Genomic DNA, 13,355 nt, shown 5'->3' with positions numbered 1-13,355 from the left:
AGCCATGGCCGCGCCCGACCGGATCATCGCGACCATATTGGGCTGCGGGTCATCCGGTGGCGTGCCACGCATCGGCAATGTCTGGGGCGCCTGCGATCCCCATGAGCCGCGCAATCGCCGGCGGCGCTGTTCGCTGCTCATTGAAGGGTGGCGCAATGGCGGCGAACACCCGACTCGCGCTTTGATCGACACAGGGGCCGACCTGCGCGAACAATTACTCGGCGCCCATGTCGATCGGTTGGACGCCGTTCTCTATACCCATGAGCATGCCGACCACACACATGGCATCGACGATCTTCGCGTTCTGGCGCTGCACAACCGGCGCCGCGTCGATGTCTATTTTTCAGCCGATTGCGGTGCGCGTCTGCGCGAAGCGTTTGGCTATTGTTTTTCGACGCCGCCCGGCAGCGCCTATCCGCCAATCCTCAACGCCCACGAAATTTCTACCGGCGATACCGTGTCAGTAGACGGTCCTGGCGGTACGCTGCATATCAAGGCCTTTGATCTCGCCCATGGCGACATCAACGCGTTTGGCTACCGCATCGGAGGCTTGGCTTATTGCTGTGATCTTTCGGCCGTACCCGCCAGCGCTCACACGGACCTGCAGGAACTCGATATCTGGATCGTTGACGCGCTGCGGCCAACGCCGCATCCAAGTCACTTGAGCTTGCCAGAGACGCTTGAACTCATCGAACGTTTTCAACCGCGTCAGGCCGTACTTACGAATATGCACATCGATCTGGACTACGCCGACACGGAGACCATGACACCTTCAAACGTCACGCCGGCCTTTGATGGGATGCAGTTCGACGTCGTTACCGGTCGCATCCTCAACCGTTAAGGTGTGGCATCCTAGTTGCGAGGGTGTCTTCAAAGGGCCGGAGTGCGGGTGGTGGGAACCATTTGGTGCTTCCAAAGCGCACAAAACCTAGGCGCTTCCGCTAAACACCAACACAAAAGTTCCATAATATATATTATGCGAAGAACCTATTCGCAGATGTCGGACCCTTCATGATGACCAAAGCACGCCGTGCCACCTCCCTCACGCTTTGCTATGGTGCGGCATCGAATCCCAATCACCTGGACCGTCCCTCATGCAGCCATCCCGAGACATTTCCCGCCTCATTGAGATCATGGCCGCGCTGCGCGATCCGAGTAGCGGCTGCCCCTGGGATCTGGTGCAGGACTTCCGCTCCATCCGTCACTACACCATCGAAGAAGCCTATGAAGTCGCCGACGCCATCGAACGCGAGGACTTTGCTGATCTGCGCGAGGAATTGGGCGATCTGCTGCTGCAGCCGATTTATCATGCCCAGATGGCCAAGGAAGCCGGTCATTTTGATATCGGCGACGTCGTCGAGGCTATTACCGAAAAGCTGATCCGCCGACATCCCCATGTTTTTGGTGATGTGGTTGCCGATGGCGCTGTCGATGCGCAGGATCGATGGGAAGCCATCAAAGTGCGCGAGCGGGCGGCTAAGGCCGAGCGCAAGGGTGATGTCGAGCCCTCTATTCTCGATGACGTGCCGCAGGTGCTGCCCGCCCTCGCCCGCGCCGAAAAGCTCACCAAGCGCGCGGCGAAGGTCGGCTTCGATTGGCCCGACCTGGTGGCCGTCCGCGCCAAGATTGAGGAAGAACTGGCCGAAGTTGCCGAAGCCGAAACTTCGGGCGATGAGGGTGCTTTGCGCGAGGAAATCGGCGATTTGCTCTTTGCCGTCGCCAATCTGGCCCGCAAGGCTGGCGTGGACCCCGAAGCCGCGCTGCGTGACGCCAATTCCAAGTTCACGCGGCGTTTCCACTACGTCGAAGCGCGTTGCCGCGAAGACGCGGTCGAGCCAGCCTCGGCCGGTCTAGACCGCCTGGATGGCTACTGGAACGAGATTCGTTCTAAAGATAAATCTAAAGATCCGACACGGCAATCCGGCCGTTAAACCTCTCGAGAAACGCTGCACGATGCCGCGGATCGACACGCACGACGAAGTCCGAGCCCTGCTCATTGGCGTCGTCCCGCGAAATTACCTCCGCATTGCTGTGCAGCCAGCCAATATCGCTCCCCGCGCTATGGGGCACATGCACGTGATAGGTGCGGCTCTGTTCGCTCAAAAGCTGCTCGATCTTGAGCCGTAGCGCATCGAGCCCCTGACCGCTATGCGCGGACACCGGCATGGTCGCCACCACCTTACCTGCCGGCGCCGCAGAAGCCAGAGCTAGTCCCGGCTCCTCAAGGAGGTCGATCTTGTTCCAGACCTCGACGATTGGCGTGGTCTCCGAGGAAACACCAAGCTCCTCGAGCACAGTAAGAACATCCTGTGCCTGCGCGGCATGATCGGGATTGGCGATGTCGCGTACGTGCAAAATGACGTCTGCATCCACCACTTCCTCCAGAGTTGCACGGAAAGCGGCCACCAAATCGTGCGGCAGATCCGCCACGAATCCCACAGTGTCGCTCAGCATCACTTCGCGACCATGCGGCAGGGCAATCTTGCGAACCGTCGTATCCAGCGTGGCGAAAAGCAGATTCTCCGCGAACACCCCTGCCCCAGTCAACACATTGAACAGGCTCGATTTTCCTGCGTTGGTATAGCCAACCAGTGCCACGACGGGAATCAGCGCCTTGGTGCGCTGCCGGCGCTGCTGTTCGCGCGTCTTCTTGACCTTCTCCAGCCGATCCTCAAGCAGCACGATCCGCTCGGTGATCTGGCGGCGGTCACTTTCGATCTGGGTTTCGCCCGGACCACCCATGAAGCCGGTGCCGCCGCTGCCCCTCTGTCGTTCCAAGTGGGTCCAGGAGCGCACCAGGCGCCCCTTCTGGTAATTAAGATGGGCCAGTTCCACCTGCAGCACGCCTTCGCGTGTCGCCGCCCGCTCGCCGAAGATTTCCAGGATCAGCGCCGTGCGGTCGAGCACCTTGGTGCCGGTTTCCCGCTCCAGATTGCGCTGCTGGATCGGAGTCAAAGCTGCGTCGACCAGCAGAAGCTCGATATCTTCAGCCCTCACCTTCTCGGCGAGAGTGGCCACATGGCCCGCCCCAATATAGGTCGCCGGACGAATTTCTCGCACGCGGACGACCTCGGAGAAGACGATGTCGAGCGCAATTGCACCCGCAAGGCCTTCAAACTCGGCCTGGCGCGCATCGATATCGTGATAGCTGGATTTGCCGCGCACATCGGGACACACAAGCCCGGTTCGTGTCGGCTGGGCTTGCCGATCGATATAGGGCTTGGGGCCGCCCGGTTGGGCGTCCCGCTCGTCGTCAAATTCGTGCATCTAAGCGGTCAGTCGTGATCAGTGCTCTGCTCGGGATCAAACAACTGGATCGGCGCGCCGGGCATGATGGTTGAGATGGCGTGCTTATAGACCAGTTGCGACTGCGCGTCACGCCGCAGCAGCAGACAGAAATTGTCGAACCAGGTAATTACGCCCTGCAGCTTGACCCCGTTCACCAGAAAGATGGTGACGGGCACTTTCTGCTTGCGCACATGGTTGAGGAAGGAATCCTGCAGATTTTGCTGCTTTTCGCTAGCCATTTTTGGCCTCTTTACCGCGGCTTTATTGTCGCTGTTCTTGTCGCAATTGCTTGCGTCCGTACCCTGATGGGACTGCCGCCCAGTCCCAGGATCCGAATTATCATATCTTAGTCACTATGGCACAGTTGCGCAGAACTGCCTACCCGCTCACCGTGCATGGCAGAGGGCTATTGTCATCGGATCTCAAAGCCCCAGCGATTTGATCTTGCGGTGCAATGCGCTCCGCTCCATGCCGACGAACTCCGCCGTCTTGGAAATATTGCCACCAAAGCGCTCGATCTGGGCCAGCAGATACTGCCGCTCAAATACTTCTCTTGCGTCGCGCAGCGGCAGGCTCATCAGATGCGCCGAAGCATCCGCATCGCCGACCGTGGGTAGCACCTCGCCAATGTCGGACGGCAGCATGGCGGCAGTAATCACGCCGCTATCGGGCTGCTGGTCCTTCATCAGGATCAGCAGTCGTTCGATGGAATTGCGCAATTGCCGCGCATTACCCGGCCAGTCCTGCGCCTGCAGCACGGCCATGGCGTCATCGCCTATGTTCAGCCGCTGCAGATTGTGCATCCGACAGACTTGCTCAATGAACACCGACACCAGAGGCGGCACATCCTCGCGACGCTCCTTGAGCGGCGTCAGAGGCAGCGGCACAATGGACAGGCGATGGAACAAATCCGAACGAAATTCGCCGCTGTCCACCTGCGCCGCCACATTCTGCGAACTCGACGAGATGATGCGCACATCGATGGGCACCGCCTGGGTGCCGCCCACTCTCTGGAATCGGTTTTCCACCAGGGTGCGCAACAGGGCGGCCTGCACCTGCTGCGGCAAGGTGGTGACTTCCGAGAGATAGAGCGTGCCGCCATGGGCCCGCTCCAGCGCCCCAACCTCAACCTTGAGCAGACCGGTCTTGTCGCGCGCCTCGCGGCCAAACAGCACCACCGGCACTTCCTCCGGGGCGTAGAGCGAGGCATTGATCTCCACAAACGGTGAATCGGCACGCGGACTGCGCAGATGAATCTGACGCGCCACCAGCCCCTTGCCGGCCCCGCTGGGTCCCGAAATGAAGATGCGCGAATTGGTCGGCGCCGACTTCTCGATCACTCCACGCACCTGCTGTAGGGCAGGCGAGGTCCCCACCATCTCCTGGCTCTTGCTCGCCGAACGCTCCTTCAACTCGGCCACTTCGCTGCGCAGGCGTGTCGCTTCCATGGCCCGCTGTGTGACATGCAAGAGCCGGTCGATCTTGAACGGCTTCTCGATATAGTCATAGGCGCCGCGTCGGATCGCCGACACCGCTGTCTCCACATTGCCGTGGCCCGAAATCATCACCACCGGCATATCGGGATGCTGACTTTGGAACACATCCAGCAATTGCAGCCCATCGAGCCGCGAGCCCTGCATCCAGATGTCGAGAAACACCAGGCTCGGACGGCGCCGCGCAATTTCGTTGAGCCCGCTATCGGCATCATGGGCCTGTCGCGCCTCATAGCCTTCGTCCTCGAGAATCCCCGCGATCAGGTCGCGGATATCGTCCTCGTCGTCGATGATCAGAATGTCCAAAGCCATTTATTTGTGAACAACCGCGGGTAATTGCGGCTCCTCCTTTTGGACAGGATTGTCGTCCGCCGCCGCGGCTCCTGTCTCTGTGGTGTTCATTGCTGGTGAATGCAAAGGCAGCGTGAAGGTGACGCAGGCGCCCACCCTGCCCCGTGGATCAGGCTCTGCATCGATCAACTCGACGATTCCGCCATGCTGCTCGATGATGCGGGCGACGATGGCAAGGCCGAGGCCCGTGCCCTTCTCCCGCGTTGTCATATAGGGCTCGAGCAGCCTTTGTCTATTTTCTGCCGGCCACCCCTTGCCGTTGTCGGACACTGAAACACGGGCATGATTGCCCTCCAGATGGGCTTCCACGGTAATGGTGGGCTGCCAATCTCCGGAAAGGGGGATGCCCTCGAAGGCCTCTACGGCATTTTTTATCAGATTGGTCAGAGACTGGCTGACAAGGCGCGTGTCGAACCAAGCCATGATCGTCTCGTCAGGCAGCACCGTATTGATGTTGACCTCGGGCAGGCGCACACTTTCCAGGAACACCGCCTGGCGGATTACATCGCTCAGATCGGCGGTCTCGGGAACCGATTCCGGCATGCGCGCGAAAGCCGAGAATTCATCAACCATCCGGCCGATATCGCCAACCTGGCGCACAATGGTGTTGATGCATTTGTCGAACACATCGCGATCGTCTTCGAGCTTGCTGCCATAGCGTCGGCGCAAACGCTCTGCCGAAAGCTGAATCGGCGTCAGCGGGTTCTTAATCTCATGGGCAATACGGCGCGCGACATCGGCCCAGGCACTGGTCCGCTGCGCCGATTCGAGGTCGGTGATATCGTCAAAGGTCAGCACATAGCCCTTGGATTCGGTGATCGAGCCTTCGCGCGTCAGCTGTACCTGATAGATGCGCCGGTCCGTCTCATTGCCAAGCTGGATCTGGTCCCGCACCTGACCGCGTCGGGCCGACTTCGCCTTGTCCAGCGTTGCCGCGAGTTCGGGCATGATCTTGTCCATTGGTTCGCCCATCAGCTCGATTTCTGTACGGCCGAGCATTTCACAGGCGCGCGCATTGACCAGCGTCACCGCCCCATAGGGATCCAGTCCAATAATGCCGGCGGACACGCCCTCCACCACCGCCTCGGTAAACTGACGGCGTTTCTCATTGACTTCATTGGCCTTGAGCAGGTCCAGCCGTTGCGTCTTGAGCTGCTGCGTCATGCGGTTAAAGCCATTGGACAAATCCCGCAAATCGCCCCTACCCTCCTGTACCGGTACTTGTACATCCAGATCGCCCGAACTCACCCGGCGCGACGCGATCATCAGGTTTCTGATCGGGTCGACGAAGCGATTGGCCAGTGCGATACCGATCCAGAGCGCGGCCAGCAGCAGCACCACAGCCAGCCCCACATACATGATGGTGAAGGTAATCTGGAACACTAACCGGCTGGAGGCGTACTCTCGATATTCCGTGATGTTCTCATCGGTTAAACGCATGTATTCAAGTACTTCTGCATCGACCGGACGCGCCACGAACAGAAAGGTCTCGTCATAGCCACGCAGTTTGACCACTGATCCCACAAACTGGGTCGACCCCGGTGCAATCGGGGTTGGTATTCCCTCGACCACGCCATCAGTTACCCCGGCCGGCAATTTGGGATAGGCCCCGGCGACGTTGATCTGCGCGCGCATCAGCGTCTCGCCGGACCTGTCGATCAGCGCCGTAAACGGCAGCGAACGCGTCACCGCAAGGGCCGTCAGGATCCGTTCGAACCGAACCGGTTCTTCCTCATAAGTCTCGCGCGCCTGCTCCAATTCGGTCGCCACCCAGATAATGTCGTCCCGCAGCACCTGGGCATGTTCGAGCATGTAGGACCGGGCCACTAGTCGCGAACTTTCCACCATCGCCCGCGTCCGCTCGGAGAACCACTGATCCAGCCCCTGGTTGAGTGCAATGGTCGCCACCACGGCGACAAGGGCCGCAGGGACAGCCGCCACAAAGGCGAACATCGCCACCATCCGCACCTGCAGCCCTGCACCGGGCACGCCGCGTAGTCGTGCCTGGAACAGCAGCACGGCTTCGGTCACCACCAGAGCAATCACCAGCAGCACCAGGAGACCGGTGACCACCCAGATGACAGTCCATACCGTTGGCGAGGGTTCGATATTGGTGACGCCGGAGAGAATGAAGAAGGACGCCGACGACATCAGCACCGAGGCAAACACCACGACAAAGCCGAGTACGCGCAGAGAATGGTTCTGCTGAATGCGCAACAGCCCACGCCGCCCGGCCGGCGATTCGCCGGCGGCAGGGGCGCCTTGATGTTCGTTGGCTGAGACCAAGTCGGCCATAGGCTGCGTAGTTTCCTCCGCTTCGACGATAATGGTTGTCACCTACGGGGCTCGTCGAGAGCCTTCATGTAGGAGCAGAACCATGGGGAAAGCGAAGCCTGACCCAATTCCCCCGACCCTTCAAGACAAATGTTGCCAAAATGTGACACTCAGTCCCGGCCCGCTTCGCGGATAAAATCGCTCCGGTGGAGCGATTTTAGGGACTGAGGCCATGAGAGCTACGCTCGAATGGCACGAATACTCGGGACCGTTTTCCGCGATGGGGGCCTTGAGAGCTATTCCCGAAAAGCCGCTCGAATGGCTAGACCGGATACTCCTGTAGAGCGTTTTTAGGGGTCGAGCTCCGGAGGCATCGAGGTGTGCCTGATAGGACGAGCTACGCCATTGGCGCCGCGAAAACGAGAAGACCGCAAAACAGAGCTTGCGCGGCCCCTACCCCCGACGGCTGCTGTGCTTGACGATCTCGATACTGTGCGTACGGATCTTCTTGCGTAGCGTGTTGCGGTTGAGCCCCAGCAGGTCTGCTGCCTTAATCTGATTGCCGCCACAGGCATTGAGCGCCATGGCGATCAGCGGTGCCTCAACCCTGTCGATTACCCGCTGATACATCCCCGCCGGCGGCAAATGCGGTTCGTGCTCGCGTAGCAACTGCCCAACATGGGTTTCGACAGCCATGGAAATATCGACAGGCCCCGAGGCAGAGTTGCCGGTGGGCCGATCGACGATATTGAGCTCGTTCTGCACTATCTCTGTGGAAATCTGCTCGTCTACGTAAAGCGCCGACAGACGTCGCACCAGGTTTTCCAGTTCGCGGATATTGCCCGGCCAGTTGTAGTTCTGCATCAGCCGGATGGCTTCGGGAGAAATGGATTTCGGCGGCTCGCCCTCGCGCTGCGCCAGATGCAGGAAATGCTGCACCAGGTCGGTGATATCGTCGATACGCTCACGCAGCGGCGGCAGCCGGATCGGCACAACATTGAGGCGGTAATAGAGATCTTCGCGGAACAGGCCCTGCCGGATCATCTGGCTCAGATCGCGGTGCGTGGCTGCGACGATGCGCACATTAGTCTTGATGGCGCTGCGGCCACCCACCATCGTGTACTCTCCCTCCTGCAGCACACGCAGCAGGCGCGTCTGGGCATCCATGGGCATGTCGCCGATCTCATCGAGGAACAGCGTGCCGCCCTCGGCCTGTTCAAACCGACCGGAAGAACGCGTATTGGCGCCGGTAAAGGCCCCCTTTTCGTGTCCAAATAGCTCCGCTTCGATCAAATCGCGCGGAATGGCAGCCATGTTGATGGCCACGAACGGCCCGTTCCGCCGCTTGCCGAAATCGTGTAGTGCCCGCGCCACCAATTCCTTGCCGGTGCCGCTCTCGCCGGTGACCATAACCGTCAGGTCGGTCTGCATCAGCCGCGCCAGGGCGCGATAAATGTCCTGCATCGCCGTCGAGCGGCCGACCAGCGGCATGGTCTCGCCCGGCTCCTCGGCCTTGCGTTCGGCATTGGTGGGCTTCTTGGCATCGGCCAGGGCCCGCGCCACCACCGAAAGCACTTCTGTAATATCGAAGGGCTTGGGCAGATATTCGTAAGCACCCACTTCCGAAGCCCGGATGGCCGTCATGAACGTGTTTTGCGCGCTCATCACGATCATGGGCAGCTCCGGCCGAAGCTTCTTGATCTTGGGCATCACCTCAAAGGCATTGCCATCGGGCATGGCCACATCGGTGATCAGGATATCCCCTTCCCCGCGGCTCACCCAGTTCCACATGGTAGAAATGTTGCCCGTCGGCCGTACCTCGTAACCGGCCCGAGTCAGCGCCTGGTTAAGCACCATGCGGATTGCGGCATCATCATCGGCAAGCAGAACGACATGGCTCATGCGGGCGAACCCTCTTCGACTTCGGCGGAATTTTGGAAGGCACCGCTGGCCACCGGCAGCAGGATACGGAAGCGGGTACGGCCGGGACGGCTATCACAATCGATCACCCCCCCATGATCCCCCACAATCTTGGCCACCAACGCCAGGCCCAGGCCGGAACCATTGGTCTTGGTGGTCACGAACGGATCGAACAGGAATGGCAGGATATCCGGCGGCACACCCGGTCCGTTGTCCTCAATGACGATTTCGAGCGGCAGGGAAATGCGCTCGGCCACACCAGCCACGCTGATGCGAATGCCGGGGCGAAAAGCCGTCGAAATCTTGATCTCTGGTTTCTGTGTTCTTTCAATAGCTTCCGAAGCATTCTTGATTAGATTAAGGAAAATCTGGATGAGCTGGTCGCGATTGCCGAATACCGGAGGTAGCGATGGATCATACTCTTCGTAGAAGGTAATTCCGCGCGCCACCCCGTTGCGCGCCAACAGCTTCACACGGTCCAGCACTACGTGAATATTGATCGGCTCGCGCTCCATCGGGCGCTCGTCGCCAAACACTTCCACCCGGTCGATCAGCCCGACAATTCGGTCGGTCTCTTCCCGGATCAGGCGCGCCAGTGGCACCTCGTCGCTCGGCACTGATTGCTCGAGCAATTGCGCCGCGCCGCGAATGCCCGAAAGCGGGTTCTTGATTTCATGCGCCAGCATTGACGCCAGCCCCGTCACCGAGCGCGCCGCCCCGCGCGACACCATCTGCCGGTCGATCTGGTCGGCCATGGTGCGCTCCTGAATCAGCACCGCCACCCGCCCGTCCGTATCCGAGATCGGGCTGGCAAAAACATCGGCGATGCGCTCATCGCCAAAGCGCGACGATCCAACCCGAACCCGGTATTCGGTCATCGGCGCTCGCCGCTGCACCACCGTTTCAACCAATGAGATGATAGGCGACCCAAAGGCGATCAGATCGTCCAGGCTTTGCCGGGTCAGTACGCTCAGCGATGCCCCGAAAAACGCCTCGGCGGCATAATTGACGAACTGGATGCGCCGCGCCTCATCGAGCACCATCACCGGCTGCGGCAACGCCTGCAGCACGGCACGCGCCGGCACGGAATCGAGGTCCATTACAACAGCACTGCTCACGCCGCTGCCCTCCGTTCCCCTGAAAACAGGGTATCAATCAGCGACAGCACAGCTTTGGTGTCCTCATTGTCGAGCAATTGTCTCCGCGTCGGCTTGTCCAGCGCCAGTCCGACCGCATCAGCGTACCAGCCCAAATGCTTGCGCGCGGCGCGCAACCCGACCTCGACGCCATAATCAACCAGCATGTCTTCATAGTGCTGCTGGATCAGAGCCACGAGTTTTGCGCCCTCCGGCGCCGCTGCAGCCTCTTGCCCGCCAAGCGCCGCGCCAATCTGGCCAACGCGCCAGGGTTGCCCCTGCGCCCCGCGCCCCAGCATGACTGCCGCGGCCCCGGATTCGGTCAGCGCCTGCCGCGCGCTCGCGATATCGACAATGTCGCCATTGACCAACACCGGCACATCGACAGCCTCGACCACGCTGCGCACCAGTGCCCAGCGCGCCTGGCCCTTGTAGAACTGCTGCCGCGTGCGCCCGTGCACAGTGATCATCTGCGCCCCGGCACTCACCGCCAACCGCGCAATCTGGGCAGCGTTCAGGCTCTCATCGTCCCAGCCTAACCGCATCTTGACCGTCACCGGCCGTGTCGTGGCGCATGCAACCGCCTCGACAATGCTCAGCGCCTGGTTCGGCACCCGCATCAGCGCCGAGCCGGCATAGCCATTGGTCACCCTTTTCGCAGGGCAGCCGAAATTGATGTCGATAATGTCCGCGCCCGCGCCCTCGGCAATGCGCGCGCCCTCGGCCATCCATTGCGCTTCGCAACCAGCCAGTTGCACCACATGCGGCAGAGTACCGGCCCGCGTCAGCTTGCGCGCCATGCCGCCATGGCCCGTGCTCAACGCAGCGCTGGCCACCATTTCGGAAACCACAAGCCCGGCGCCAAATCGTTCAGCAATCTCGCGAAACGGGCGATCTGTTATGCCCGCCATCGGCGCCAGGAAGGCACGATTACGGATGGCGTGCCCACCAATGCTCAAAGCGCAGGCAGTGTTGTTCAAGGAATTGCCCCAGAATTGTTCAATTTGGCAATGGTGCCCGCACAATAATCAATTTCGGACGCCACGCAACCGCTTCCAGCTGTCGCACCGGGGTAAACCAGCCCTGCTCTTGCCGCATGGCAAAGGGGCAGCTAGACCCTTTGGAACAGACGGTTCCATTGTCCAGTGCCTATATCCCCATGCGTCCAAAATCCATAGCCGTCATCATTGTCGCAGCCGGAAAGGGCGAGCGCGCCGGAACCACCGGCAATCCCGACCCCAAGCAATACCGGCTGCTGGCGGGTGAGCCAGTGCTATCCCGCACCATCAAGGCTTTTCTGACCTCCGACGCCATCACGCAAATCGTCGCCGTCATTCACCCGGACCACGCGTCAAGATATGGTCAGTTATTCCTCGATGACGACCGCCTGCTGCCGCCGGTCTATGGCGCCTCCACCCGGCAGGGTTCCGTTCTTGCCGGCTTGAAGGCCCTGGCGCCGCTGCATCCCGATCTGGTGTTGATCCAGGACGCCGCCCGTCCCTTCGTCACCCCTGCCCTCGTTGAGCGCATCATTGCGGCTCTGGGGCAGAATGATGGGGCCCTGCCCACCCTGCCTGTCACCGACACCATCAAGCGTTCACGCGATGGCACCCTTGTCGCCACAACGGAAGACCGCCGCCAGCTCTTTGCCGCCCAGACCCCGCAAGGCTTTCGCTTCGGACAGATCTTTTCCGCCCACATCCGGGCCGAAACCGTCAGCCGCGACTTCACCGACGATGCAGAAATCGCTGAATGGGCCGGCCTCGGTGTAACCATGGTCGAAGGCGAACGCACCAATATCAAGATCACCCATCCCGAAGATTTCTCTCGCGCGGAGCGTATCATCATGGCCGACCACGGCACCGAAACCCGCATCGGAACCGGCTACGATGTCCATCCCTTTGCGCCCGGCGACGCGGTCTGGCTGTGCGGTGTGAAAATACCCCACAAGGCCAAACTCCAAGGCCATTCAGATGCCGATGTGGCGCTCCATGCCCTGACCGACGCCATACTCGGCGCTATTGGCGAAGGCGATATCGGCACACACTTCCCACCCAGCGACGAGCAATGGAAAGGCGCCGCATCCACCCTGTTCCTTGCGCATGCCGGCGAACTGGTGGCCCGCCGCAAGGGCCGCATCGTCAATCTGGACGTGACAATTGTCGCGGAAGCGCCGAGGATTGCCGCTCACGTCCCCGCCATGTGCGCCGTGATCGCCGAAACACTCGGCATTTCGGCGGATCGCGTGGCAGTCAAGGCGACGACCAATGAAAAGCTCGGCTTTATCGGGCGGGAGGAGGGTATCGTGTCCATGGCCAGTGCCAGTATTGAATTGCCCAGGGTGGATTGAATGGCAGCCAAGTCAAAACCCTCTGCGGCCCAGCAGATCATCGACCTCCTTGCCGAGCGCAACCAGACCCTGGTCACCGCCGAGAGCTGTACCGGCGGTCTGATCGCCTCCGCACTCACCGACGTCCCCGGCGCCTCTGCGGCCATCTATGGCGGCTACATCACCTATGCCAATTCGGCCAAGTCCCGCATGATCCAGGTGCAACCGCGCCTCATCGGCGACTATGGCGCCGTCAGCAACCAGGTTGCCCGCGCCATGGCCGATGGCGCCCGCAACACTGCCCGCGTTGACTTCGCCGTCGCCACCACCGGCATTGCCGGCCCAGACGGCGGAACGGATAAGAAGCCGGTTGGTCTGGTTTATGTCGCGGTGTCCTCCGAGCTCGCCACCGTTGTCATCGAACACCGCTTTGGCGACCTCAGCCGTGATGCTATCAGAAAAGCCACAGTCGATGCGGCGCTGGATCTCGTACTACAAGTTCTCACCAGCGACCCTCCCGGCCCCTGAGTACGGCATTGTAGGTTTCGCTTGCGCTCAGGACGG

11 protein-coding genes are annotated in these 13,355 nt (G+C 60.7%); 4 read left to right on the top strand and 7 right to left on the bottom strand.

Annotated features, from left to right (window positions below; all coding sequences use genetic code 11):
* The first annotated feature begins 4 nt into the window (after nt 1–4).
* Nucleotides 5–841, top strand: coding sequence for an MBL fold metallo-hydrolase (locus GGR20_RS00870; protein WP_183309356.1), 837 nt, complete (start codon nt 5–7; stop codon nt 839–841).
* Between the two features lie 253 nt (nt 842–1,094).
* Entirely contained in the window at nt 1,095–1,931 is an 837-nt protein-coding gene (gene mazG, locus GGR20_RS00865) for a nucleoside triphosphate pyrophosphohydrolase (protein ID WP_183309355.1), read from the top strand.
* Here mazG and hflX read toward each other — a convergent pair.
* The 7 genes from hflX to dusB all read right to left on the bottom strand — a co-directional run bounded on the left by hflX (nt 1,900) and on the right by dusB (nt 11,442).
* The gene (gene hflX, locus GGR20_RS00860; protein WP_183309354.1) at nt 1,900–3,267 is read right to left on the bottom strand and encodes a GTPase HflX; all 1,368 of its coding nucleotides are present in this window, start codon (nt 3,265–3,267) and stop codon (nt 1,900–1,902) included. The two genes, mazG and hflX, sit on opposite strands and share 32 nt — an antisense overlap.
* 8 nt (nt 3,268–3,275) lie before the next feature.
* Nucleotides 3,276–3,527 carry an RNA chaperone Hfq gene (gene hfq / locus GGR20_RS00855; RefSeq protein WP_104894367.1) on the bottom strand — a complete coding sequence of 84 codons (252 nt, stop codon included), beginning with the start codon at nt 3,525–3,527 and terminating at the stop codon, nt 3,276–3,278.
* Nucleotides 3,528–3,710: 183 nt separating this feature from the next.
* Entirely contained in the window at nt 3,711–5,093 is a 1,383-nt protein-coding gene (gene ntrX / locus GGR20_RS00850) for a nitrogen assimilation response regulator NtrX (RefSeq protein ID WP_183309353.1), read from the bottom strand.
* Nucleotides 5,094–7,469 (bottom strand): ATP-binding protein, encoded by a 2,376-nt coding sequence (locus GGR20_RS00845; protein ID WP_183309352.1) that lies wholly within the window; start codon nt 7,467–7,469, stop codon nt 5,094–5,096.
* Between the two features lie 390 nt (nt 7,470–7,859).
* The gene (ntrC, locus tag GGR20_RS00840; protein ID WP_183309351.1) at nt 7,860–9,308 is read right to left on the bottom strand and encodes a nitrogen regulation protein NR(I); all 1,449 of its coding nucleotides are present in this window, start codon (nt 9,306–9,308) and stop codon (nt 7,860–7,862) included.
* Nucleotides 9,305–10,426 (bottom strand): two-component system sensor histidine kinase NtrB, encoded by a 1,122-nt coding sequence (locus GGR20_RS00835; protein ID WP_183310021.1) that lies wholly within the window; start codon nt 10,424–10,426, stop codon nt 9,305–9,307. The genes ntrC and GGR20_RS00835 overlap by 4 nt, the downstream gene beginning before the upstream one ends.
* A 14-nt stretch (nt 10,427–10,440) precedes the next feature.
* Nucleotides 10,441–11,442 (bottom strand): tRNA dihydrouridine synthase DusB, encoded by a 1,002-nt coding sequence (dusB, locus tag GGR20_RS00830; protein ID WP_246349352.1) that lies wholly within the window; start codon nt 11,440–11,442, stop codon nt 10,441–10,443.
* 179 nt (nt 11,443–11,621) lie between these two features.
* Between dusB and GGR20_RS00825 the strand changes: the two genes are divergently transcribed.
* Complete coding sequence (locus GGR20_RS00825; RefSeq protein WP_183310019.1) at nt 11,622–12,812, top strand: bifunctional 2-C-methyl-D-erythritol 4-phosphate cytidylyltransferase/2-C-methyl-D-erythritol 2,4-cyclodiphosphate synthase; 1,191 nt, start codon at nt 11,622–11,624, stop codon at nt 12,810–12,812.
* Nucleotides 12,813–13,319, top strand: a complete 507-nt coding sequence (locus tag GGR20_RS00820; protein ID WP_183309350.1) for a CinA family protein — start codon at nt 12,813–12,815, stop codon at nt 13,317–13,319. It abuts the gene before it with no gap.
* Nucleotides 13,320–13,355 lie beyond the last annotated feature (36 nt).

It is taken from the genome of Devosia subaequoris (assembly GCF_014197055.1).
Classification (GTDB): domain Bacteria; phylum Pseudomonadota; class Alphaproteobacteria; order Rhizobiales; family Devosiaceae; genus Devosia; species Devosia subaequoris.
The sequence above is the reverse complement of the archived record's forward strand: the minus strand, read 5'-3'. Positions and strand labels throughout refer to the sequence as shown.

Excerpts from the sequence above, each read along its gene's own strand:
- GGR20_RS00825 (WP_183310019.1), top strand. The coding sequence starts at position 11,622 with ATGCGTCCAAAATCCATAGCCGTCATCATTGTCGCAGCCGGAAAGGGC.
- ntrC (WP_183309351.1), bottom strand. The coding sequence starts at position 9,308 with ATGAGCCATGTCGTTCTGCTTGCCGATGATGATGCCGCAATCCGCATG.
- ntrX (WP_183309353.1), bottom strand. The coding sequence starts at position 5,093 with ATGGCTTTGGACATTCTGATCATCGACGACGAGGACGATATCCGCGAC.
- hflX (WP_183309354.1), bottom strand. The coding sequence starts at position 3,267 with ATGCACGAATTTGACGACGAGCGGGACGCCCAACCGGGCGGCCCCAAG.
- GGR20_RS00820 (WP_183309350.1), top strand. The coding sequence starts at position 12,813 with ATGGCAGCCAAGTCAAAACCCTCTGCGGCCCAGCAGATCATCGACCTC.
- hfq (WP_104894367.1), bottom strand. The coding sequence starts at position 3,527 with ATGGCTAGCGAAAAGCAGCAAAATCTGCAGGATTCCTTCCTCAACCAT.
- GGR20_RS00870 (WP_183309356.1), top strand. The coding sequence starts at position 5 with ATGGCCGCGCCCGACCGGATCATCGCGACCATATTGGGCTGCGGGTCA.
- mazG (WP_183309355.1), top strand. The coding sequence starts at position 1,095 with ATGCAGCCATCCCGAGACATTTCCCGCCTCATTGAGATCATGGCCGCG.
- GGR20_RS00835 (WP_183310021.1), bottom strand. The coding sequence starts at position 10,426 with ATGGACCTCGATTCCGTGCCGGCGCGTGCCGTGCTGCAGGCGTTGCCG.